We start from the raw sequence: 22,962 nt of genomic DNA, 5'->3' as shown, positions 1-22,962 counted from the left end.
TCAGCGGTTGGGCGGCTTCTGCTGGTGCGGCTCGTCGGACACCAGGGCGTCGATGTCCCGCATGTCCTCGTCGTTGAGGTGCCCGGGACGCGGCGCGTTGGGCTGCCGCGGCACGTTGGGCTGCTCGGCCTCGCCCGCGGGCCGGGCCGGCGTCGTCGGGCCGCCCTCGGGCCCGACCTGCGTGGCCGGCCCCTCGGTGACGACCGTCGTCGGCTCGGCGCGGCGGGCCGGCCGGTGCGCGGCGAGGTCGTCCTCGGCGAGCTGGCGTTCCCTGCGGCGGCGGTACGTCGAGTGGAAGATGCCGTCGAGCCCGATGCGGCCGCCACCCAGCGCGGCGAGCATCAAGGACAGCGCACCCAGCGCGGCCGGCAGTTCCCATCCCCCGCCTTGCGACAACACCCCATGGCCCGCGTGCACGAAGACGATCGCGCCGATCATGTCGATGAGCAGCAGCAACGCCACCGGCCGGACCAGCAGGCCGAGGATCAGCAGGGCGCCGCCGACCAGTTCGACGATGGCGGCGAAGCCGGCCGACAACTCGGGCATGGGCACGCCCATCTCCCGGAACTGCCCCGCCGCGGCACCGAGCCCGCCCTGCCACTTCTGCCAGCCGTGCGCCACGAAGATCACCCCGAGTACCACCCGGGAGATCAGGGCCGCCACATCAAACAGGACTCTCTTCACAGTGCTTTCTCCCCCCGTTCCCGGTATTGATCCCCATGTCTGGCTTCGGGATGCGTTGCCATACGATTCCTTGACCATCCCCCACGCTGGATCACCCCGTGGGACGGTGGCAGCATGGGCCCTATGACGGAACGCGTGGTCGGGATCGGCGCCGGCGCGAAGGAGCTGGCGACCGAGGACATGATCCTCAACATCGGCCCCCAGCATCCCTCCACGCACGGCGTGCTCAGGCTCCGGCTCACCCTCGACGGCGAGCGCATCGAGGCGGCCGAGCCGATCATCGGCTACATGCACAGGGGCGCGGAGAAGCTGTTCGAGGTCCGCGACTACCGCCAGATCATCATGCTCGCCAACCGGCACGACTGGCTGTCGGGGTTCGCCAACGAGCTGGGCGTCGTGCTGGCCGCCGAACGGCTGCTCGGCATGGAGACGCCGGTCCGGGCCGTGTGGGCGCGTACGCTGCTGGCCGAGCTCAACCGGGTGCTCAACCACCTGATGTTCCTCGGCTCCTACCCCCTCGAACTGGGCGCGATCACCCCCGTCTTCTACGCCTTCAACGAGCGCGAACGCATCCAGGCCGTCATGGAGGAGATCTCCGGCGGGCGCATGCACTACATGTTCAACCGGGTCGGCGGCCTCAAGGAGGACCTGCCGCTCGGCTGGCTCGACCGGGTCGCCGCGGCCGTCGCCGAGACCCGCCGCCGGGTGCCCGACATCGAGGGCCTCATCCTGAACAACGAGATCTTCCTCGCCCGCACCAAGGGCGTCGGCGTGCTGACCCGCGAGCAGATCCTCCAGTACGGCGTCAGCGGGCCCATCGCGCGCGCCTCCGGCGTGGACCTCGACCTGCGGCGCGACGACCCGTACCTGGCCTACGGGGAGCTGCCGGTCACGGTCGTCACCCGGCGCGACGGCGACTGCCACGCCCGGTTCGAGGTGCTGTTCGAGCAGCTCAAGATCTCCCTCGACCTGGCCGACGCGTGCGTCGCCCGGCTGCGCGAGCTGCCTCCCGGGCCCGTCAACCAGCGCCTGCCGAAGGTGCTCAAGGTGCCCGAGGGCCACACGTACGCGTGGACCGAGAACCCGCTCGGCATCAACGGCTACTACCTGGTCTCCAAGGGCGACAAGACGCCGTGGCGGCTCAAGCTGCGCTCGGCGTCGTTCGGCAACGTCCAGGCGCTGCGCGAGCTGCTGCCCGGGAACCTGGTGGCCGACATGATCGCCATTCTGGGCTCGATGTTCTTCGTCGTGGGTGACATCGACAAGTGAGCACTCCCGAACGCGACAAGTACGTCGACTGGCTGCGCGCCCTCAGCCTCATCGTCGTGGTGGTCTGGCACTGGGCGTTCACGATCCTGGAGTGGAAGCCCAGCGGGCCCGAGCCCACCAGCCCGCTCGGCTTCACCTCCGGCTTGTGGATCCTGACCTGGCTGCTCCAGGTGCTGCCGCTGTTCTTCTACGTCGGCGGCCACGTGCACCTGCTGTCCTGGAACCGGGCCCAGGCGCGCGGCGTCGGCATCGGGGCGTTCGTCTGGCGGCGCATCCGCGCGCTGTCGCTGCCCGCGCTGTTCCTGTGCGGTGTGTGGATCTCCGTCGGGGCGATCGTCACCTGGGCGTTCCACGTGGAGTGGATGTGGCGGGTGGTGCTGCTCGTGCTCAGCCCGCTGTGGTTCCTCGGCGTCTACCTGGTGCTGATCGCGCTGCTGCCGGTGGCTCTGTGGCTGCACAAGCGCTACGACGTGCTGGCCCTCATCTGGCTCGGCGGCTCGGCCCTGGTGGTTGACGTCGTGCGCTTCCGCTACGGCTACGAGTGGGCCGGCTGGTTCAACATGATCATCGTCTGGGGGCTGGCCCACCAGGCGGGCTTCTTCTACGACCGGATCGTCGTCCTGCCCCGGCGGTACGACGTCGGCATCCTGTGGACCGGCCTGTTCGCCCTGATCGGCCTGGTCTACTCGGGCATCTACCCGGGCTCGATGGTGGGCGTGCCGGGCGACAAGTGGTCGAACATGGCGCCGCCCACGTTCGTCATCGTCGCCCTGCTGATCTTCCAGATCGGCCTGGTGGAAGTGCTGCGCCCGGCCATGGAACGCGTGCTCGACCGCCCCCGCTGGGCCCGCGCCAACTCCTTCATCAACCGTTACGCCCTGCCGCTGTTCCTGTTCCACACGACCGGCATGGCGATCGCCTTAGGGCTGTCGTGGTGGTTGTTCGGCAACCTCGGCACGAAGATCCCGCCCGACCTGAAGTGGTGGCTGGAACGGCCGATCGCCATCGTCGGGCCGCTGATCTGCACGCTGCCCGTCATCTACCTCTTCGGCCGCCGCCGCTAGTCGGGTTTGCGCTCGTCGGAGTCCTTCGGGATCCGGCAGCAGTGTTCCAGGTACAGGGCCGCGCAGACGAGCACCACGCAGGCCACGAACGACCCGGCCGCCACGAAGAACTCCGAGCGCGGCGTCTCCCGGTCGAAGATCTGCAGCGTGTACGCGGCGAACCCGGCGAACATCCCGGCGAACACCGCCCCCGCGTACGCCGACGCCTTGGCCAGCGCCGCCAGCCGGGCCACCGCCAGCGGCTCGACCGGCTTGGTGTCGGGCTTCCTGGCGATCCTGGCCTTGGTCACCCATCCGCTGTAACCCTCGCCGAGAGCGAGCAGCAGCACGGTCGGGATGGCCGTCCAGGGCATGATGGGCAGGTCGGAGTAGAAATGCCGGACCGCCGCCCAGACGACCAGGGCGACGACGAGCAGGAGAGCGGCCAGCCGGCCGGGATGCGTCGGCTTCAATCGGGCCTCTGCAGCTTCAGGTCGTCACGCAGGCGCACGCCGTGCCGGTCGAGCTCGGCCAGCAGGTCGGCCACCCGGCCCCTGCCCGGCACCGTGGCCTCGGGGTCGATCACCGACCAGGGCACCAGCACGAACGCCCGCTCGTGGGCCCGGGGATGCGGCAACGTCAGCTCGGGGTCGTCGGACACGGTCTCGCCCACGACGATCAGGTCGACGTCGAGCGTACGCGGCCCCCACCGCTCCGCACGCACCCGGCCGAACGCGTTCTCCACGCCCAGCGCCCGCTCCAGCAACGTGCGCGGCGGCAGCGCGGTCTCGGCGACGACGACCGCGTTGAGGTACGGCTCCTGGCCGCCCGGCCCCCCGACCGGGTCGGTCTCGTAGACCGGGGACACCTTGACGAACTCCAGGCCAGGGGCGTCGAACAACGTGTCGATGGCTCCCTGCAACGTCTGGAACCGCTCGCCCAGGTTGCTGCCGAGAGCGAGGACGGCCTTCATGCGCGGCTCCGCTCGATCGTCACGATCACATCGTCGAACGGCAGCGGGATCGGCGCCGCCGGTTTGTGCACACTCACCTCGACCTTGTGCACCAGCTCGCTCGCCAGGCAGACGTCGGCCAGCCGCTGGGCCAGCGTCTCGATCAGCTCGACCGGCTCGCCCTCGACCACCTCGACCAGCGCCTGGGCCAGCTCGCCGTAGTGGACGGTCTTGGTGAGGTCGTCGCCGGCCGCGGCCGGGGCGGTGTCGAGGAACAACGTCGCGTCGATCACGAACTCCTGGCCGAGCTCCCGCTCGGCGGGCAGCACGCCGTGCCTGCCCCTGGCCCGCAGGCCCTTGAGAGCGATGCGGTCAGACCTCAAGCTCGCCCTCCTCGTCCTCGTCGTCGTCTCCCTGGAGCACCGGGGAGCCGTGGTGCATCCACAGCCGCCAGCCCTGCGCGGTGCGGATGTAGACGTTGCTCGCCACCACCTTGCCCGCGGCGAAGCTGGACTCGCCCTCCTCGCCCGCCGTCAGGATGTTCTCCACGCAGGTGAGCACGGCCACGTCGCCCAGCACGGTGGTGTTGACGTCGGTCAGCACGAACTGGATGTAGGTGGTGTTGGCCATGATCAGCGCCCACGACCGCAGCACCTCCGACCGGCCGCTCAGCAACGTCCAGCCGGGATGGACGCAGCTCACCTGGTCGTCGGCGGTGTCCTCGGCCCAGATCTCGGTCATCTTGTCGAGATCGGCGCTCTCGATCGCGGTGTAGAACTCCTCGTTGACCGTCTCGATCGCGGAAGTGTCGACGCTCATGTGCCTGCTCCGGCTCTCTTCCATGCGGCCGCCACGCGCACGGCATCGGCATTGGGACCTACCTCGTGCACGCGCACGCACCAGGCCCCCGCCTGAGCCGCCAGCGCGGTGACCGCCAGCGTTGCGTCGTCGCTCCTGCTGAACGGGCGGGGCGCGCCGTCGGGGCCGGCCAGCAGCCGCCCGAGGAACCGCTTGCGCGAGGCCCCGATCAGCAGCGGGTAGCCCAGCTCGGCGAGCTGCGGGATGCCGGCCAGCAACGCCCAGTTGTGCTCGGCGTTCTTGGCGAAGCCGAGGCCGGGATCGAGCACGATCTGCTCGGGGGACACCCCCTCGGCCAGCACGAGATCGACCCGTTTGCTGAGCTCCTCGCGCACCTCTGTCACGACGTCGGCGTAGACGGCGCGGCTGTCCATGTCATGGCTGTGGCCGCGCCAGTGCATCACCACGTAGGGCGCTCCCGTAGCGGCGACCACGCGCGGCATCTCGGGGTCGGCCAGGCCGCCGCTGACGTCGTTGACGAGCCTGGCGCCCGCCTCGACCGCGGCCCTGGCGACCTCGGCGCGCATCGTGTCGACGCTGACGGCCACGCCCTCGGCGTCGAGCGCCCGGATCACCGGGACGACCCTGGCCAGCTCCTCCTCCAGCGACACCCGCGCGGCGCCGGGACGGGTGGACTCGCCGCCCACGTCGACGATGTCGGCGCCCTCCCGCACCAGGTCGAGCCCGTGCCGGACGGCGGCCTCCTCGTCGAACCACAGGCCGCCGTCGGAGAAGGAGTCGGGGGTCACGTTGACCACGCCCATGACGAGGCACCGCTCCGTACCGCCCGGCACGTTGATGGGCACGCTAGTCATGGGGCAAGCCTAGGCGTTCCCCCACACCTGCCGACATCTCGGGTCCCCAGTTGTGGATAACGATCGTCACCTGCCGAGAATCAGCGCCATCGCCTCGGAGCGGGTCTTGTCGCTGGTACGGAAGTCGCCGCGGACCGCCGACGTGACCGTCTTGGCCCCCGGCTTGCGCACGCCGCGCATCGTCATGCACAGGTGTTCGGCCTCGACCACCACGATGACCCCGCGCGGCTCCAGCACCCGCATGAGGGCGTCGGCGATCTGCGAGGTCATGCGCTCCTGCACCTGCGGACGGCGGGCGAAGACATCGACCAGCCGGGCCAGCTTGGACAGCCCGGTCACCTGGCCGCGCTCGTTGGGGATGTAGCCCACGTGGGCCACCCCGTGGAACGGGACCAGATGGTGCTCGCAGGTCGAGTAGACCTCGATGTCCCTGACCAGCACCATCTCGTCGTGGTCGACGTCGAAGACCTTGTTGAGCACGTCTTCGGGGGTCTGGCCGAGCCCGGAGAACTGCTCGGCCATCGCGCGGGCGACCCTGGCGGGCGTCTCGAGCAGGCCGTCGCGGTCGGGATCCTCGCCGATGCCGTAGAGGATCTCGCGTACGGCCTTCTCGATCCGCCCCAGGTCAACCTCGTGCTGGGTCACGCACTGTCCCCGGACTGGAAGGCGTCCTGGTGGCCGGAGGTGAGCGAGCCGTTGGCCGACTGCTCCTTCGGGGTCAGGATCGGCGGGCGGTCGGAGGGCAGCCGCTTGCCGTAGCCCGCGTACGAGGGCCGGTGCTCCTTGACGACCACCGGGGCGAAGATCTGCAGGACCTGCTCGCGGGAGAGGGTCTCCTTCTCCATGAGCTCCAGCACCAGGTTGTCGAGCACGTCGCGGTATTCGACCAGGATGTCCCAGGCCTGGTCGTGCGCTGTCTCGATCATCCGGCGGACCTCCTCGTCGATGGAGGAGGCGATCTTCTCGGAGTAGTCGCGCTCGTGGCCCATCTCGCGGCCGAGGAACACCTCGGCCTGGCCGGTGCCGAACTTACGGGCGCCGAGCTGCTCGCTCATGCCGTACTCGGTCACCATGCGGCGGGCGACCGCCGTGGCCTTCTCGATGTCGTTGGAGGCGCCGGTGGTGGGCTCGTGGAAGACGAGCTCCTCCGCCGCGCGGCCGCCGAGCAGCATCGCGAGCTGGTCCATCATCTCGGACCTGGTGGCCAGGAACTTGTCCTCCATCGGCAGCGTCATGGTGTAACCGAGCGCGCGGCCGCGGGACAGGATGGTGATCTTGTGGACCGGGTCGGAGTTGGGCAGCGCGTGCGCCACCAGCGCGTGACCGCCTTCGTGGTAGGCGATCATCTTCTTCTCCTTGTCGGACATGACCCGCGACTTGCGCTCGGGCCCTGCCATGACACGGTCGATCGACTCCTCGAGGACCTCCATCGTGATCAGCTTCTGGTCGGCCCGCGCGGTGAGCAGGGCCGCCTCGTTGATCACGTTGGCCAGGTCGGCGCCGGTGAACCCGGGGGTGCGGCGCGCGATGACGTCGAGGTCGACGTCAGGCGCGAACGGCTTGCCGCGACCGTGGACCTTGAGGATGCCCTTGCGGCCCTCCAGGTCGGGACGGTCGACCGTGACCTGCCGGTCGAAACGGCCCGGACGCAGCAGCGCCGGGTCGAGGATGTCGGGCCGGTTGGTCGCGGCGATGAGGATGACGCCGCCCTTGACGTCGAAGCCGTCCATCTCGACGAGCAGCTGGTTGAGGGTCTGCTCGCGCTCGTCGTGACCGCCGCCCAGGCCGGCGCCGCGGTGGCGGCCGACGGCGTCGATCTCGTCGATGAAGATGATCGCCGGGGCGTTGGCCTTGGCCTGCTCGAACAGGTCGCGCACGCGGGAGGCGCCGACGCCGACGAACATCTCGACGAAGTCGGAGCCGGAGATCGAGTAGAAGGGCACGCCCGCCTCGCCCGCGACCGCGCGGGCCAGCAGGGTCTTGCCGGTGCCGGGCGGGCCGTAGAGCAGCACGCCCTTGGGGATCTTCGCGCCGATCGCCTGGAACTTGGCCGGGGCCTGCAAGAACTCCTTGATCTCCTGGAGCTCCTCGATGGCCTCGTCGGCGCCGGCGACGTCGGCGAACGTGGTCTTGGGGGTGTCTTTGGTGATGAGCTTGGCCTTCGACTTGCCGAAGTTCATCACCCGGGAGCCGCCGCCCTGCATCTGGTTCATGATGAACAGGAAGATCAGCACGATGATGACGATCGGCAGGAAGCTCACCAGGATGCTGAGCAGGAAGTTCTCCTGGGGCACCTCGGTGGTGAAGCTCTTCGTCTTGTTGGCGTCGACCTGGGCCTGCAGCTCGTCGGTCAGCTTCGCGCCGTAACCGCTGACCCAGTTGGACTGGATCAGCTTCGCCGGGGCGTCACCCGGCCGGACGACGATCGGCTTGATGAGGGTGAGCTCGACCCGATTGTCCTTGTCGACGACCTTGGCGCTGGTGAAATTGCCGGCGCGAATCTGCTGGAGGACCGTGGACGTGTCGGCCTGCTTGAAATTGCCCCCGCCGCTCCAGAGCTGGGTGACGAGCAGGAGCAGCACGACGATGCCCAGGATCCACAGCAGTGGCCCACGTGTAAATCGCTTGAGATCCATCCGATGCGGAACCCCTTGCGGGCCCGTCCCTTCCTGACCATGGCCTGGAACCCCGGGCTGGCCCGGGGCCGCGGCATCCGACACCGCGACTTCTGACTACCCGAAGGGGACTTGCGGTCACCCTTCCGGAGTCTGAAGGTACACCGGCACGGCGCACGGAGGGACCCGCCCGCTACACCGGTCTTGCCCTATCAACGTACGTCACGTTGCGCGATGTTCCCGGCCATGGCCGGGATTACTACTTATAAACGTGCGGGGCGAGCGTTCCGATGAACGGCAAATTGCGGTAGCGCTCCGCGTAGTCGAGCCCGTAGCCGATGACGAACTCGTTGGGAATGTCGAAGCCGACGTATTTCACGTCGATCGGCACCTTCACCGCGTCCGGCTTGCGCAGGGCGGCACAGATCTCCAACGACGCCGGATTGCGTGACTTCAGGTTTTCCAGCAGCCAGTGGAGGGTCAGGCCCGAGTCGATGATGTCCTCGACGATGAGGACGTGGCGGTTCAAGATGTCGGTGTCGAGGTCCTTCAGCACCCGCACGACGCCGGAGGACTTGGTGCCCGCGCCGTAGGACGACACCGCCATCCAGTCCATCTGCACCGGCACGTGCAGGGCTCTGGCCAGGTCGGCCATCACCATGACCGCGCCCTTCAGCACGCCCACGAGCAGGACGTCCTTGCCCGCGTAGTCCTCGTCGATGCGCCCGGCAAGCTCTTTGATCTTGGCCTGGAGGTCGTCCTCGGGGATGAGGACCTTCTCCAGGTCTTTGCCCATGTCGGCAGCGTCCACCTGTGGTTCCTTAAACGATGGGACTGATGGCGAGTATCAGGGTGCCATACCGCCGAACTGCGGACAGACCTCCGGGTAGATCCACCGCCTTCTGCCCGTGCCATTGCGTGACCAGCCGATCGACCGCCAGCACGTGGGTGGCGGAAAGCGCGCCGGAGGGCGTGCCCGCCGCGATGGCCGCGCGCCGCAGCACTCTGCGGCGCACGGCGTCGGGCAGTTTCTCCAACTCGGGTACGGACAGCACGACGGACTCTCCGATATCGCTAAGAGCGCAATTCGGGAACGCCGATTCGGCCCACTCGTCGAGGGCGTCGGCGTCCTCCCGCGCCATTCCGGCGGTCCGCGCGAGCGCCTCGGCCACCCCCGGGCCGAGTTCCTCGTCGAGCATCGGCAGGATCCGCTTCCTGACGCGGACTCGGGTGTAGCGGGGATCGTCGTTGTGCGGGTCGTCCCAGGGGACGAGGGACATGGCCGCGCAGGCGGCGACCGTCGTGGCCCTGGACAGGCCGAGGAAGGGCCGGCGGTAGCGGCCCGCGCGGGCGGCCATGCCGGAGATCGAGCGCAGGCCGCTCCCCCTGGCCAGGCCCAGCAGGACGGTCTCGGCCTGGTCGTCGCGGGTGTGGCCGAGCAGGACGGCGGCGGCCCCCAGGCGGTCGGCCGCCTCGGCCAGCGCGGCGTATCTGGCCTCCCGGGCGGCGGCCTCGGGACCGCCGTCGGTGCCGACGGTGACGGTGAGCACCTCGGCCGGGGTCAGACCGAGATCGGCGGCGATGCCGGCGACCTGCCGGGCGCGGTCGGCCGAGCCCGGCTGGAGCTGGTGGTCGACCGTGACCAGGCCCGCGCGCAGGCCGGAGCGGGGCGCGACGAAGGCCAGCGCCGCCGCCAGGGCCAGCGAGTCGGCGCCGCCGCTGCACGCGGCCAGGACCAGCGCGCCGGTGCCGGCGAGGTCGGTCAGCGCCTCGCGGACGGCCCGGCGCACGTCGGCGACGGCTGGACGGGGACCCACAGGAGCCATTGTCCCGGCTGTGGGAACCGGCCGCACGTCACGACGGCCGGGAAGGGACGTCAGGCGGGAAGGGCCGGGGTGCCGATGACGCGGTGGATCCAGGCGTCGGGGTCGGCGATCTCGGGGGTGGTGGGCAGAGTCTCCGGGGAGGTCCAGACCTTGTTGAAGCCGTCCATGCCGACCCGGTCGACCACCTTGCGGACGAACGCGGAGCCCTCGGCGTACTGCTTCATCTTGACCTCGATGCCCAGCAGGCGCCGCACGGTGCGGTCGAGCCGGGAGCCGCCCTCGCGGCGCTGGGCGAACTTGGCGCGGATCTCCGAGACCGACGGGACCACCGAGGGGCCCACGGCGTCCATGACGAAGTCGCCATGGCCTTCCACCAGGGTCATCACGGCCGTCAGGCGGTCGAGGATCTCCTTCTGGGCGGGCGACTGGATGGCGTCGATCAGGTTGCCCTCGCCGCCCCTGACCACGTCGGCCACCGTGTCGGCGGCGTTGCGCAGGCGGTCGAGGAGGGTGGGCAGGTCGAGGTCGGAGGCGAGCAGGAACTCGGTCATCTGCGACCTGACGTATTCGCGCAGCCAGGTGACGCCGGTGAACTGCACGCGGTGGGTCTCCTCGTGGAGGCACACCCACAGGCGGAAGTCGCGGGGCACGACGTTCATCTCGCGCTCGGCGTGGACGATGTTGGGCGCCACGAGCGTCAGGCGGCCGGTCGCCTCCTGGCCGGTCGGGTCGGGCGGCAGGAACAGCTCGTACTGGCCGAGCACCCGGGAGGCGAGGAAGGCGAGGACGGCCCCGACCTCGACGCCGGTGATGCGCGAGCCCACCGCGGTGACGATGGCGGGCGGCGGGTTGTCTCCGCCGCCCATGCGCTGGGTCAGCGGTTCGAGGACCACGCGGAAGCCCTCCACGTTGGCCTTGATCCAGCCCGGCCGGTCGACGATGGTCGCGGGCTGCGGCGCGGTCTCGGTGTGGATCTTCGTGAACTCGCGCACGTGGCCCTCGGCCTCACGTGACAGCGTGCGGAGCTCGGCGACGGCCTGCCTGGCCTCCTCCTTGCTCACCTGAGGACCGGGGCGCACCAGGCGCGTGCCGGTCGTGACGGCCAGATCCCAGTCGATCACCTGCATGACGTCCACCGTACGTTGTTCTCGTCACGCCTGCGAAGAAGCGGCGGTCAGGATCGCGCGACGATCGCGGCGAGCCTGTCGAGCACGGGTTCGGCGTTCACCGGCACGTCGTCGGCCAGGAAGGCGAAGGTGACCAGCCGGCCGTCTTTGGTGGTGGCCAGACCGGCCAGGGTGTTGACGTTGTTGAGCGTGCCGGTCTTGGCGCGGACGAGGCCGACCTGGCCCTTGCTGTCGGCGCGGGTGAAGCGCTTGCCGTTGCCCAGCGTGCCGGAGAAGCCGGCGATCGGCATGCCCGAGTCGACGGCCCGCAGCTCGGGATGCGCGGCCGAGCCGGCGATGGCGATGATCCTGGCCATGGCGTCGGCGCTGACCCGGTTGCGGATGGACAGGCCGCTGCCGTCGGCGACGCTGACGCCCTTGGTCACGCCGAGCCGCCGCATGACCCCGATCACCGCCTCCGCGGCCCCCGCGAACGACGCCTCCTTGCCCTCCTTGATGGCGACGTGCCTGGCCAGGGCCTCGGCCATGTCGTTGTCGCTGTGGGTCAGGGTGTGCTCGACCAGGGCGTACAGGGGGGCGGAGTCGACCTTGCCCAGCTCGGCGGCGCCCGCCGCGGCCCGCTCCTGGCGGACGTCCTTGGAGACGGTGACGCCGTACCTGGGCAGCAGCCGGGCGAAGGCGGCGGCGGCGTACGCGGCCGGGTCGGGCACGCGGGGCCGGGCGCCGGGGCGCTGGCGTCCCTCGTCCATGGCCAGGGCGTGGACGGGGGCCGCCTCGCCGTCGGGCACGTAGTTGGGCTTCCAGCCGGGCGCGATGTCCGGCCCGGTGAACAGGCTGTCGTCGTAGGAGAGCGTGACCTTCCTGACGCCCTTGGCCTTCAGCGCGGCGGCGGTCCGGGCGGCCAGGGTGGCGAGGGTGGCCTGCTTGGGGTAGCCGAGCCTGGCCGACGGCCCGGCGAGCAGCGGGTCGCCGCCGCCCACCAGGACGATCGCGCCGGGCGCGCGGCCCTGGACGACACGGGTGGAGAAGCGGGTGTCGGGGCCGAGCGAGGCGAGCGCCGCCGTGGTCGTGACGACCTTGTTCGTGGAGGCCGGGGTGATGCCCGTGTCGGGGTTGGAGGCGAAGATCCGGGCGCCGGTGGCGGCGTCGAGCACGACCGCGCCCACCCGGCCGCCGAGTGCTTTGTCACCCAGCGCGTCGGTGAGCTGGCGGGTCAAAGTACTCTTAGTCGGGAGAGGTCCGTCCCCTGACGTCGCCGAAAGCTGGGCCAGCACAGGCCCCGAGGTGACCACGGGGGCGGGGGGGATTCCCCGGGGAGACGCCGTCGGCCCGATCGGTGACGGCTGCCTCGTCAGCGCGCTCAGGTTGAAGTCGCTGGTCATGGCGTAGACGCCGATGACGATCGTGACGATCTGAAGCACGGCGAGAGTGGCCAGCATCATCGAACGCTCGTGCCGCGCCACGTCGCCTGACCTCTCTCCTGGTGTTCGCCTACGAGACATTAACGCCCAGCCGGGACTTCCCGGGGGCCTTGAGCGGAGGAACCGCGGTGGAGTTCGACGTTGTCGTTGAGATTCCCAAGGGGCAACGGAACAAGTACGAAGTGGACCACGAGACCGGAAAGATCAGGCTTGACCGGCTCCTGTTCACCTCCACGCAGTACCCCGCCGACTACGGCTTCATCGAGCACACCCTCGGCGAGGACGGCGACCCGCTCGACGCGCTGGTGCTGCTCCAGGAGCCGACGTTCCCGGGGTGCTACATCACCTGCCGCGCGGTCGGCATGTTCCGGATGACCGACGAGAAGGGCGGCGACGACAAGGTCCTGTGCGTGCCCTCGACCGACCCCCGGATGCACCACATCCAGGACATCCACCACGTGTCGGAGTTCGACCGGCTGGAGATCCAGCACTTCTTCGAGGTCTACAAGGACCTTGAGCCCGGCAAGTCCGTCGAGGGCGCCAACTGGGTCGGGCGCATCGAGGCCGAGGCCGAGATCGAGCGCTCGTTCCACCGGGCCAAGGACGCGGGTCACCACTGATCCTCACTGGGGCCTGGTGGCGCCCACCAGGTCCCCTCTCCAGATCGGGGCGACCCGCACCACGTCGCCGGTCTGGGGCGCGTGCACCATCTGGCCCTGTCCGACGTAGATGCCCACGTGGTGGATCGTGCCGGGGTCGTCGGTGATGCGGCCGAAGAACAGCAGGTCGCCGCGGCGGAGCTGGTCCAGCGGCACGTGCGGGCCGGACGTCCACTGGGTTCCGGTCCAGTGGTCCAGGCGCACGCCCACCTGCTCCCAGGCGCGCATGACCAGGCCGGAGCAGTCGTAGGTGTCGGGGCCCGCGGCGGCCCACACGTACGGCTTGCCGAGCTGGGTCAGCGCCCAGTTGGCGGCCAGGTTGCCGCCCGCCGAGCCCGCCGCCAGGCCGGCCGCCGACAGGGCCAGGGCCCGCCGTCTGGCCAGCAGCTCGGCGTGGCTGCGGGCGGCGTTCACCCGATGCTGGAGCTGCCGCCGCTCCACCCGGAGGGTGCGCGTCTCGCGGCGCTGCCGGGCGACGGCCGCCTCCGCGGCCAGCTTCGCCCGCCGGGCGCGCTCCGAGGCGGCCTGCCGGGCGTCGTAGGCGTTCCGCGCCTGCGTCCGGAGGATGGCGGCGACCTCCTGGGCGTCGCGCATCCTGCGCAGGATCTGGGCCCGCTCGTCGCCGAGCTGGCCGAGCACGCTCGCCCGGTGCAGGAACCCGTCGACGCCGCCCTCGTCGATCAGCATGCCGACGATCGGGTCCAGCGCCGTCATCCCGCCGTAGCTCTGCGCGGCGAGCAGCGCGACGGCCTGCCGGGCGCGCTCGGCCTCGGCGTCGGCCGCCGCCTGACGCGCCTGGGCCTGCGCGTACGACTGCTCGGCCTGCCGCAGCCGGACCAGCTCGCCGTTGTACGCCTCCACCTGCCGTTCCACGGCCGCGGCCAGCTCGTCGAGCCTGGACTGGGCCACGGCCAGCCCGGCGCTGGCCACCCCCAGCTCCTTCGAGCGCTCGCGGGCGGCCGCGCGCGCCTTCTTGACGTCCTTGGCCGACGGCATGGGGTCGGCCAGCACCGGCGAGCCCGGAGTGAGCGGACACAGGGTGGCCAGCAGGACGCACGCCAGGAGCCCAGCCCGAAATGCGCGCATAGGTCCCCCCGGAAACAGATGGTTACTCTATGCACACAGTTCCCAGCGCTTTCATGCACGTAACGTCATCACCGCAGGCGGAAGAGCCGTTCTATCCACGGACGCATTCCGGTGACCACCGGCCGGGCGGCCCGCGGGTAGGTGAAGACGGGGGTCTGGACGCCGTACGCGGCGTGCAGTTCGGCGGCCTTGCACCAGTCGGCGGTCACGCGGGCCGCGGCCCACGCCGCCGCGATGGCCGGTCTGGCCTCCGGATGGCGGTCGTAGGTCTGGAAGAGGGTCATCGCGGCGTCGGCGGCGGCGTGACCGTCGCCCGGGTAGGCGGTGCCGGCCAGGTAGGGGGCGGTGACCCGGCCGCCGTGGCAGGTGTCGAGCACCCAGGTCCAGTTGGCCGTCACCAGCCCGAGCACGGGCTCGGGGACGTCGGCGGCGGCGGCGTACATGCGGTCCTGGCGGGGGCCGGTCAGGCGGCGGGCGTCCCACAACCAGTCGAGCTCGTCCGGCTGCGGGCCGCCGGCCAGCCAGGACAGCACCGCCAGCCCGCGCGCGGTGCGCAGGCGGCACAGGTCGAGCACGTGGCGCAGCATGCGGGGGCCGCGGTCGAGCCAGGTCGGCCAGTCGACGCGGTGCCCCCTCGGCACCAGCTCGGCCACCCGCCCCGGGACGGGCATCGGGCAGACCCGGCGCCCCAGATGCGGATCCTGACGCACCTCGAACGCCTCCACGCCCCGCTCGGCGACCCGGTCCTGGCGCACCTCCAGAACCTGCACGGCCCCCTCGGCGAGCCCGACGTGGTGCGGCTCCCGCGCTTCCACGGGGTGCTCAGCCGCTCTCGACGGGGGTGACGGGCTCCTCGGTGGGGGTGTGCGTGGGGGCGGGCGTCGCCGTCTCCGAGGGCGTGGTGGTCGGCGCGGGCGTCTCGGTGGGCGTCGGGGCGGGGGTGGGGGTCGGCACCGGCGGGGTCCGGGTGGGCGGGCGCGTGCCGGGTTCGCCGTGCGGCGGACGGCCCGGCTCACCGTGCGGCGGATGCCCCGGGTGGCCGGTACGGCCGGGCAGGCCGGGCTGGCCGGGCTGGCCGTACGTCGGCTCGCCGGGGTCCTCGCCCGGCGGGTCGGTCTGGGGCGGGCCGTCGGGCGTCGGCCGCGGCTCGCCGGGCGCGGATTCGGCGGGCGGCGAGCTCGCATACGTGGGCACGAGGACGGCCGGCGGCACCGGCGTCGTCGAGCCGAGCATGCCGAACGGCTCGGGCGCGGCGCTGTCGAGGATGGGCTCTACGGTCAACTGGGCGTCCTGCGGGTCGGGTTGCCAGGGCAGTCTGATGCCGGGCGGCTCGCCGGTGGCGGGGAACGCGGCCGTCGCCACCCCGGCGAGACCGCCGTTGTCCTTGCCGAACTGGTTGAAGATCACTGCTATCGCCACCACGGTCGCGACCGCCGCCAGCGCGCCCGCCACCGCCTGAGGCCACCTTCGAGCCGCCGTCTGCGTGGGAACGGGAAATCCGGCGGCGTCCAGGGCGGCCGTGCGCCGGGCGACGTAGCGGCGGTAGGGCAGCAGCTCGGGGTCGGCGAAGCAGCTCATGACCCTGATGCGCAGGGCCTCGGGGAGCGCGGCGGCGGGCAGCAGGCCGAAGACCTTGGCCGCCGAGGCCTGGCGGGCGCGGTGGGGGGCGCAGACCTCGCAGCGGGCGACGTGCCCGACCAGGTGCTCGCGCATCTCCCTGGTGAGGTCGCCGGTGAAGCCGGCCAGGATCCGGGCCCGGCGCGGGCAGTCGTAGGGGCCCTTGCGCGCCAGGATCTCGGCGGTGACGGCGTCGGTGAGACGATCGCGCGCCTGCTCCCTGGCCTGCTCGACCTGGCGCGGCGGGATCGCGAGCACCTGGGACAGCTCGGCGGTGTCCAGCTCGTGCCTGGTCGCCAGCTCCAGCACCTCGCGGTCGGCGACGGGCAGGCTCACGACCGCGTTCCAGGCCATGAGCCGCAGGTCGGCGTCGGCGGGGTCGTCCAGCGGCGGAGCCTCTGCCAGGACCTCGTCGGCTCCGGGCGGCGCGGCCATCCGGCGGCGCAGGCATTCCTGCCGGGCCAGGGCGAGCAGCCAGACCCTGAACCTGTCCGGCTGGGCCAGCGCGCCCGCGTGCGCCTCGGCGGCGATCAGCGTGTCACGCAGGGCCACCTGGGCGCTGTCGGTGTCGAGGAGAAGGGACCAGCAGTAGCGGTAGACGCTCTCCGCGTGCGTGTCGTAGAGCGCGGCGAGGGCTCCCGGGTCGCGGGTGCGGAGTGCCTCCACCAGGACGCGGTCATTCATGTGACCGAAGGTAATGGATCGGTAACTAGTAGTTCTACCGGTTCCGCCGCTTCTACCGCGACCCCGCCAATTTCCCAAGCAATTTGTTCGGACTAATCCCGATTATTGCTTTACCTGTCCCATGGCCTCGCTCCCCCGGTCCACCGCGAACGGCTCGGAGGTGGGCTTGACCGTGTGCACCGGGAGCGCGCCGCCCATCGCCAGGTCCTCGTAGGGACGGCCGGTCGAGCCCCAGGTCCGGGCGGTGACGTCGGTCTTGACGACCTTGCTGTCCTTGGGCAGTCCGGCCACGGTGAGGATGAACCTGGGCGGGCTGCCGGCCTTGACGTCGTCCACGAACGTGCTGCCGCCGCCGAGCAGTTTGCCGGTCGCGTCGCGCAGCAACGCGTTCACCACCAGGCTGCTCGCCGGCAATTGATACGGATTCCCGACATAGCCGGTAATAAGGTAAGAGCCGTCCTTTTGGCGCATTGTCTGGACGCGCGTGATCGGGAACGACTGGAACGACGACGGGATGCGCGCGGCGGACCGCCACTGCGCCGGACGGTACTGGATGGTCACCTTCACCGGCTTCTCGGCGGCGGACGCCTGGCCGGTGAAGGCCAGGGAGCCGCCCGGCGGCACGGCGTCGAGCGGCTGGTCCATCCGCACCACCTCGGTGCCGGCGGCGTCGCGGCCCACGATGGTGGCCACCACATGCTCGCCGAAGTGCCACGGATTGGCGTTGGTGAGCACGCCCGCCCAGTTGACGGCGTAACCGTCGGTGGACTTGGCGATGTTCGAGACCTGCTCCTTGAGAACGAGCGGCTTGAGCGATTGGGCTGGCTGGTCCTCACTTGAACAACCGGCGAGGCAGATCGCCCCGAGTGCGAGGAGGCTGACGGTTCGGCTACGCGGGATCACTTTGCCGTGATAACCCGTGCATGGGCACGGCTGGCAGATGACACGCGCCGGGCGTACCAACTCTTTAACGCCTCCGGACGACCCTCGTCTCGTCCCACACCGGCTCGGACGACTCGTAGACCGTGCCGTCGGAGCCGAAGACCAGGAAACGGTCGAAGTCGGCGGCGAACCAGCGGTCGTGGGTGACCGCCATGACCGTGCCGTCGAACGCGTCGAGGCCCACCTGCAGCGCCTCGGCGCTGGCCAGGTCGAGGTTGTCGGTCGGCTCGTCGAGCAGGAGCAGCGTGGCGCCCGACAGCTCCAGGAGCAGGATCTGCAGCCGCGCCTGCTGGCCTCCGGACAGCGTGTCGAACCGCTGCTCGGCGATCAGCCCGGCCAGCTCGTAGCGGGCCAGCGTCTTCATGGCCTCGTTCTTGAGCTTGGCGTGCTCGCTCATCACGATCTCGACCGGGGTGCGGCCGAGCAGGTCGGGCCTGGAGTGGGTCTGGGCGAAGTGCCCCGGGACGACCCGGGCGCCGAGCCTGGCCACGCCGGTGTGCGCGACGGGCTCGCCGGCCACCAGGCGCAGGAAGTGGGACTTGCCCGAGCCGTTGGAGCCGAGGACGGCGACCCGCTCGCCGTACCAGATCTCCAGGTCGAACGGGCGCATCAGGCCGGTCAGCTCCAGGCCCTCGCAGATGACCGCGCGCTTGCCGGTGCGGCCGCCGCGCAGGCGCATCTTGATGTTCTGGTCGGCGGGGGCCTGCTCGGGCGGGCCCGCCTCGACGAACCTGCGCAGCCGGGTCTGGGCCGCGTGGTAGGGGGCGGCCATGCCGTCGTTGTACCTGGCCTTGTTCTTCAGCATGTTGACCAGGGCCTTGAGCTTGGCGTGCTCTTCGTCCCAGCGCCTGCGCAGCTCGTCGAGCCGCTCGTTGCGGGCCTTGCGGGCCTCGGCGTAGCCGGCGAAGCCGCCGCCGTGGATCCAGATGTTGCCCGACTCGACCGTGACGATGCGGTCGGCGGCGTTGGCGAGGAGCTGGCGGTCGTGGCTGACCAGCAGCACGGTCTTGGACGTCTCGCGCAGCTGCTGCTCCAGCCACTCCTTGCCGGGCACGTCGAGGTAGTTGTCGGGCTCGTCGAGCAGCAGGGTCTGGTCGGGGCCACGCAGCAGCGCCTCCAGGACGAGCCGCTTCTGCTCGCCGCCGGACAGGGTGGCCGCGTCGCGGTACTTCACCCGGTCGAACGGCACGCCGAGGGCCGAGACCGTGCAGGTGTCCCAGAGCACCTCGATGTCGTAGCCGCCGGCGTCGGTGTAGTCGCTGATGGCCTGCGCGTAGCGCATCTGCGCCTTCTCGTCGTCGCGCTCCATCATCACCAGCTCGGCCGCGTCGAGCCGCTCGGCCGCCTGCCGCACGGCCGGCGGGGCGACGCCGAGCAGCAGGTCGCGCACGTTGCTCCCGTCGCGCACGTTGCCGATGAACTGGCGCATCACGCCCAGCCCGCCGGAGCTGGTGACGCTGCCCTCGACGGGCTCCAGGTCGCCCGCGACCAGGCGCATGAGGGTGGTCTTGCCCGCGCCGTTGGGCCCGACGAGCGCCGCCTTGACACCGTCGCCGATCCGGAAGGAGACGTCGTTGAGCAGTGGCCTGCCGTCGGGCAGCACGTACGTCAGATGTCCTACTTCAACGTGGCCCATCCGGGCAGGCTACCGGCCGCCCGCGACCACCGGCACCCGGTTTTCGGCCGGTGAACCGGGGGCCCTGGACAGCAAGTGATCTAATGACTAGAACTGTACGGGACTCCCCCAGCCCCTAGGAACCGGTGATGACGCGATTCCGCTCCTCCCTCGTCCCCCTCGCCGTCGCCCTGCTCGGCCTGGTCGCCGTCCCGCAGCAGGCGTGGGCCGCGCCGCCCAAGCCGGTGCCACCGTCGGCCGGCGTGACGCGGGAACCGTCCGGGCCGGTCTCGGCGTGCGCGCCCACCGTGCGCGGCGCGTCCGTGGACGCCCGGCTGACCAGCCTGTTCACCTCGTACGGCAACGACAACAGCCGCCTGGACGACTGGACGGGAGCCGACGGCACCTACTCGCTCAAGCTGCCGAACGGCCGTGAGCTGTGGGTGTTCTCCGACACCTTCCTCGGCCGGGTCGACGCCGACGGCTCCCGGCCGCCCGTCGTCGAGGAGGGCGGCAGCACCGTCTTCCTGAACAACTCCTTCGCCGTCGAGCGGGACGGGCGGCTGTCCACCGTCCACGACGGCACGGCCGCGAAGCCGGAGGCCGTGATGCCGCCGCGCGACGACAAGCACTGGTTCTGGGCCGGGGACGCCACGCTGGCCGGCGGCCTGGTCGAGGTCACCTACCAGGAGTACGAGCGGTTCGGCCCCGGCGCGTGGGACTGGCGCTGGCACCGCAACGTGGTGGCCAGGTTCGCACCCGGCCGGCTCGACCAGCCGGTCAGCGTGCACGACCTGCCCTCGGGCCACGGCGTCTCCTGGGCCTCCGGCCTGCTGAAGGACGGCGGCTACACCTACGTGTACGGCGTCGAGGACCTCGGCTCGGCCAAGTACATGCACCTCGCCCGGGTCAGGGGCCAGAGCCTGCTGGGCACGTGGGAGTTCCGCACGGCCGACGGCTCGTGGTCGCCGGACGAGACCGACTCGGCCCGGATCATGGGCGGGGTGGCGAACGAGTACAGCGTCACCAAGGTCGGATCCGGATATGTCCTGATCACGCATGACACCACCGAGGTGCTCAGCCCCAACATCGTGGCCTACTCCTCCTGCTCGCCCACCGGCCCCTTCACCGGCAAGCAGCACGTCTACACCACCCCCGAGACCAGCGGGAACGTCTTCACCTACAACGCCCACGCCCATCCCGACGTCGCCGGGACCGGCCTGGTGGTCTCCTACAACGTCAACAGCTTCGTCAACACCGACCACTACCGGGACGTGTCCATCTACCGGCCCAGGTTCCTGGATGTGACGTTCGGGTGAGGCGCAACTGGGCGGCGCGCCTGCGCCACCTCACCCTCGACGGGCTGCGGGCGGTCACGCTGGAGAACGAACGGCTGCGCGTGACCGTCCTGCCGGACAAGGGCGGTGACGTGGTGGAGTTCCTGCACAAGCCCACCGACACCGACTTCGTCTGGCTCTCCCCGCAGGGCCTGCGCGACCCGCGTGACCACCGTCACGGCGCGGCCGACGACGTCGCCCAGTTCGTCGACCACTACGAGGGCGGCTGGCAGGAGGTCTTCCCCAACGGCGGCGCGCCGAGCGAGTACCGGGGCGCGCGCCTGGCCCAGCACGGCGAGGTCGCCGGGCTGCCGTGGTCGTGCGAGGTGGTGGCCGACTGCGAGGAGGAGGTCGCGGTGCGGCTCACCGTGCGGACCCGGCGGCTGCCGTACCGGGTGGAGAAGGTGTTCCGGCTCCGGGCGGGCACGGCCGCGCTGGAGGTCGAGGGACGCGTGACCAACGAGGCGGACCTCGCGCTGCACGCGATGTGGGGCCAGCACATCGTGTTCGGGGCGCCGTTCCTGCGGGCGGGCGCGCGGATCCGGCTGCCGGAAGGCGTGCGGGTGATCCCGCACGCGACGCCGATCGGCCCGTCCGGGCGCCGGGTGCGGGCCGGCGGGCCGTGGCGGTGGCCGGTGGTGCCCGCCGACGGGGGCGGGGAGACGGACCTGAGCGTGGTGCCCGAGCGGGGCGGGCCGAGCGACATCGTGTACCTCACGGGTTTCCCTGAGGGTTGGTACGAAATTTCAGGGGATATCGGTATCCGGGTGGAGTGGGATGCGGCGCTCCTCCCCTACCTGTGGATGTGGCAGGAGCTCGGCGCGTCCACCGGCTACCCCTGGTGGGGACGGGCCTGCACGCTGGGGCTCGAACCGTTCGCCGGCATGCCGACCGACGGCCTGGCCGCCGCCGTGGCCAACGGCAGCGCCCTGTCACTCGGACCGCAGGAGACCAAGGTGTCGAGATGGCGCGCGGAGGTGCTGGCGTGAGTGAGTTTTCCGGCAAGGTGGCGCTGGTCACCGGCGGATCGATGGGCATCGGGCGGGCGGTGGTCGACCGGCTGGCCGACGGCGGCGCGAACGTGGTGTTCTGCGGCGCGGACCAGGACGCGGCGCTCGACAGCGAGCACGTCACCGGCGTCGTGGCCGACGTGCGCCGGGCCGGCGACCTGCGCGACCTCGTGGACCTGGCCGTGACCAGGTACGGCGGCCTCGACGTCGTCGTCACCTGCGCCGGCGTCCAGCGGTACGGCACGGTCGAGGACACCCCGGAGGAGGTGTGGGACGAGGTCATGGACGTCAACCTCAAGGGCGTCTACCTCACCTGCAAGGCCGCCGTGCCGAGGCTCAGGGAACGCGGCGGCGGCTCGATCGTGGTCATGTCGTCGGTGCAGGCGTTCTCCTCGCAGGCGCAGGTGGCCGCCTACACCGCGAGCAAGGCCGCCCTGAACGGCCTGACCAGGGCCATGGCGCTCGACCACGCGGCCGACGGCATCCGGGTCAACGTGGTCTGCCCCGGCTCGGTGGACACCCCCATGCTGCGCTGGGCGGCCGACCTGTGGCGGGGCGACCTGTCGCAGGAGGAGCAGGTCGAGCAGTGGGGGAAGGCCCATCCGCTGGGCCGCGTGGGCCGCGCCGAGGAGGTGGCCGAGCTGGTGGCGTTCCTGGCGGGGCCGCGTTCGTCGTTCATCACCGGGGCCGAGCACCGCGTGGACGGCGGCCTGCTGGCCCGGAACCCGGCGGCGCTCCCCGACTAGGTCGAGTAAGTCCCCAGTCGCCTCCCGAACCTGGCAATCGTTGCGTCAATGCGGCGAAGTGCCAGGTGGTGAGCCTGGTAACCAAGGTCTCTGCGTGTATTCGAGGGTGGGTCCCGAGCCCCCTCACAGCACGCTTGGTACGGGTTCCGAAACGACTCACCGATCTAGGAGAGACCTGTGAGGCTCACCAAGAAGGCCGCCGGCTTCATCGCCGCGGCCGCGCTGTTCACCGTGGTCGTCCCGGCTGCCGCGGCTGAGGCCAGCCCACGCTCGACGTGCTACGGCGGCCGCGTCTGCCTGTACGCCGGTTTCGACTACAACCGGGGCCAGAGCGACCACTGGCGCGACTTCACCGCCGACGACTCCGACCTGGCCGACAACAACTGGCTGAACTGGGACTTCAGCAACACCTGGCACAGCATGGACAACGAGACCAGCTCCGTCAGGAACCGGATCGGCTGCAGCGCCACCCTCTGGCAGCATGCCGACTACACCGGTGCGCACAGCACCTTCACCCACAACTCCAACGACGGTTACCTGTCGAACAACGCCATCGGCAACAACCGCACCAGCTCGATCGACATCTGGTGCCGCTGAGAAATAACGGGAGTGCCGGTTTCCGGGCTTGGCCGCCGGAAACCGGCTGTCGCGGCCTC

At 70.8% G+C, this 22,962-nt stretch carries 24 protein-coding genes; 7 read left to right on the top strand and 17 right to left on the bottom strand.

The window, feature by feature from the left end; translation table 11 throughout:
• Positions 1-684: a DoxX family protein gene (locus tag ABT158_RS28770; protein WP_352358564.1), complete on the bottom strand. Its 684-nt coding sequence runs from the start codon at positions 682-684 to the stop codon at positions 1-3.
• A 123-nt stretch (positions 685-807) separates the two neighbouring features.
• On the opposite strand from ABT158_RS28770, the gene ABT158_RS28765 reads away from it, so the two are divergent.
• Positions 808-1,953 carry an NADH-quinone oxidoreductase subunit D gene (locus tag ABT158_RS28765; RefSeq protein WP_352358562.1) on the top strand — a complete coding sequence of 382 codons (1,146 nt, stop codon included), beginning with the start codon at positions 808-810 and terminating at the stop codon, positions 1,951-1,953.
• A complete protein-coding gene (locus tag ABT158_RS28760; protein WP_352358560.1) occupies positions 1,950-3,017 on the top strand; it encodes an acyltransferase family protein in 1,068 nt (355 codons plus the stop codon). Before ABT158_RS28765 ends, ABT158_RS28760 begins: the two co-directional genes overlap by 4 nt.
• On the opposite strand, the gene ABT158_RS28755 is transcribed toward ABT158_RS28760, so the two are convergent.
• The 11 genes from ABT158_RS28755 to dacB form a co-directional block, all read right to left on the bottom strand.
• Positions 3,014-3,469 (bottom strand): DUF3180 domain-containing protein, encoded by a 456-nt coding sequence (locus ABT158_RS28755; protein ID WP_352358558.1) that lies wholly within the window; start codon positions 3,467-3,469, stop codon positions 3,014-3,016. The genes ABT158_RS28760 and ABT158_RS28755 overlap by 4 nt on opposite strands.
• Positions 3,466-3,969: a 2-amino-4-hydroxy-6-hydroxymethyldihydropteridine diphosphokinase gene (folK, locus tag ABT158_RS28750; RefSeq protein WP_352358556.1), complete on the bottom strand. Its 504-nt coding sequence runs from the start codon at positions 3,967-3,969 to the stop codon at positions 3,466-3,468. The genes ABT158_RS28755 and folK overlap by 4 nt, the downstream gene beginning before the upstream one ends.
• Positions 3,966-4,331: a dihydroneopterin aldolase gene (gene folB, locus ABT158_RS28745; RefSeq protein ID WP_352358554.1), complete on the bottom strand. Its 366-nt coding sequence runs from the start codon at positions 4,329-4,331 to the stop codon at positions 3,966-3,968. Before folB ends, folK begins: the two co-directional genes overlap by 4 nt.
• A complete protein-coding gene (locus ABT158_RS28740; RefSeq protein WP_352358552.1) occupies positions 4,321-4,767 on the bottom strand; it encodes a nuclear transport factor 2 family protein in 447 nt (148 codons plus the stop codon). Before ABT158_RS28740 ends, folB begins: the two co-directional genes overlap by 11 nt.
• On the bottom strand, positions 4,764-5,621 hold the full coding sequence (gene folP / locus ABT158_RS28735; RefSeq protein WP_502911577.1) for a dihydropteroate synthase: 858 nt from the start codon (positions 5,619-5,621) through the stop codon (positions 4,764-4,766). The genes ABT158_RS28740 and folP overlap by 4 nt, the downstream gene beginning before the upstream one ends.
• 66 nt (positions 5,622-5,687) lie before the next feature.
• On the bottom strand, positions 5,688-6,266 hold the full coding sequence (gene folE / locus ABT158_RS28730; RefSeq protein ID WP_352318609.1) for a GTP cyclohydrolase I FolE: 579 nt from the start codon (positions 6,264-6,266) through the stop codon (positions 5,688-5,690).
• Positions 6,263-8,257: an ATP-dependent zinc metalloprotease FtsH gene (gene ftsH, locus ABT158_RS28725; RefSeq protein WP_352358549.1), complete on the bottom strand. Its 1,995-nt coding sequence runs from the start codon at positions 8,255-8,257 to the stop codon at positions 6,263-6,265. Before ftsH ends, folE begins: the two co-directional genes overlap by 4 nt.
• A gap of 238 nt (positions 8,258-8,495) precedes the next feature.
• Positions 8,496-9,047, bottom strand: a complete 552-nt coding sequence (hpt, locus tag ABT158_RS28720) for a hypoxanthine phosphoribosyltransferase (RefSeq protein WP_352318606.1) — start codon at positions 9,045-9,047, stop codon at positions 8,496-8,498.
• 10 nt (positions 9,048-9,057) lie between these two features.
• Positions 9,058-10,062, bottom strand: coding sequence for a tRNA lysidine(34) synthetase TilS (gene tilS / locus ABT158_RS28715; RefSeq protein WP_352358547.1), 1,005 nt, complete (start codon positions 10,060-10,062; stop codon positions 9,058-9,060).
• A gap of 50 nt (positions 10,063-10,112) precedes the next feature.
• Positions 10,113-11,189 carry an Rv3626c family coenzyme F420 biosynthesis-associated protein gene (locus ABT158_RS28710; protein ID WP_352358545.1) on the bottom strand — a complete coding sequence of 359 codons (1,077 nt, stop codon included), beginning with the start codon at positions 11,187-11,189 and terminating at the stop codon, positions 10,113-10,115.
• A gap of 47 nt (positions 11,190-11,236) precedes the next feature.
• Positions 11,237-12,652: a D-alanyl-D-alanine carboxypeptidase/D-alanyl-D-alanine endopeptidase gene (gene dacB / locus ABT158_RS28705; protein ID WP_352358543.1), complete on the bottom strand. Its 1,416-nt coding sequence runs from the start codon at positions 12,650-12,652 to the stop codon at positions 11,237-11,239.
• A gap of 86 nt (positions 12,653-12,738) precedes the next feature.
• On the opposite strand from dacB, the gene ABT158_RS28700 reads away from it, so the two are divergent.
• A complete protein-coding gene (locus ABT158_RS28700; protein WP_352358541.1) occupies positions 12,739-13,230 on the top strand; it encodes an inorganic diphosphatase in 492 nt (163 codons plus the stop codon).
• A 3-nt stretch (positions 13,231-13,233) separates the two neighbouring features.
• On the opposite strand, the gene ABT158_RS28695 is transcribed toward ABT158_RS28700, so the two are convergent.
• The 5 genes from ABT158_RS28695 to ABT158_RS28675 form a co-directional block, all read right to left on the bottom strand.
• Complete coding sequence (locus ABT158_RS28695; RefSeq protein WP_352358539.1) at positions 13,234-14,355, bottom strand: C40 family peptidase; 1,122 nt, start codon at positions 14,353-14,355, stop codon at positions 13,234-13,236.
• Between the two features lie 68 nt (positions 14,356-14,423).
• Positions 14,424-15,170: a hypothetical protein gene (locus ABT158_RS28690; RefSeq protein ID WP_352358537.1), complete on the bottom strand. Its 747-nt coding sequence runs from the start codon at positions 15,168-15,170 to the stop codon at positions 14,424-14,426.
• Between the two features lie 7 nt (positions 15,171-15,177).
• Positions 15,178-16,656, bottom strand: a complete 1,479-nt coding sequence (locus tag ABT158_RS28685) for an RNA polymerase sigma factor (RefSeq protein WP_352358535.1) — start codon at positions 16,654-16,656, stop codon at positions 15,178-15,180.
• A 102-nt stretch (positions 16,657-16,758) separates the two neighbouring features.
• Positions 16,759-17,559: a hypothetical protein gene (locus ABT158_RS28680; protein ID WP_352358533.1), complete on the bottom strand. Its 801-nt coding sequence runs from the start codon at positions 17,557-17,559 to the stop codon at positions 16,759-16,761.
• A 64-nt stretch (positions 17,560-17,623) separates the two neighbouring features.
• The gene (locus ABT158_RS28675) at positions 17,624-19,234 is read right to left on the bottom strand and encodes an ABC-F family ATP-binding cassette domain-containing protein (protein WP_352358531.1); all 1,611 of its coding nucleotides are present in this window, start codon (positions 19,232-19,234) and stop codon (positions 17,624-17,626) included.
• Positions 19,235-19,362: 128 nt separating this feature from the next.
• On the opposite strand from ABT158_RS28675, the gene ABT158_RS28670 reads away from it, so the two are divergent.
• The 4 genes from ABT158_RS28670 (at position 19,363) to ABT158_RS28655 (ending at position 22,903) form a co-directional block, all read left to right on the top strand.
• On the top strand, positions 19,363-20,532 hold the full coding sequence (locus tag ABT158_RS28670; RefSeq protein ID WP_352358529.1) for a DUF5005 domain-containing protein: 1,170 nt from the start codon (positions 19,363-19,365) through the stop codon (positions 20,530-20,532).
• Complete coding sequence (locus ABT158_RS28665; protein WP_352358527.1) at positions 20,529-21,539, top strand: DUF4432 family protein; 1,011 nt, start codon at positions 20,529-20,531, stop codon at positions 21,537-21,539. Before ABT158_RS28670 ends, ABT158_RS28665 begins: the two co-directional genes overlap by 4 nt.
• Positions 21,536-22,306, top strand: a complete 771-nt coding sequence (locus ABT158_RS28660) for an SDR family NAD(P)-dependent oxidoreductase (RefSeq protein WP_352358525.1) — start codon at positions 21,536-21,538, stop codon at positions 22,304-22,306. Before ABT158_RS28665 ends, ABT158_RS28660 begins: the two co-directional genes overlap by 4 nt.
• 177 nt (positions 22,307-22,483) lie before the next feature.
• Entirely contained in the window at positions 22,484-22,903 is a 420-nt protein-coding gene (locus ABT158_RS28655) for a peptidase inhibitor family I36 protein (protein ID WP_352318580.1), read from the top strand.
• Positions 22,904-22,962: the final 59 nt, after the last annotated feature.

Source organism: Nonomuraea sp. NPDC001636 (genome assembly GCF_040298265.1).
In the GTDB taxonomy this organism is placed as follows: domain Bacteria; phylum Actinomycetota; class Actinomycetes; order Streptosporangiales; family Streptosporangiaceae; genus Nonomuraea.
This window is presented reverse-complemented; position numbering and strand designations above follow the sequence as displayed.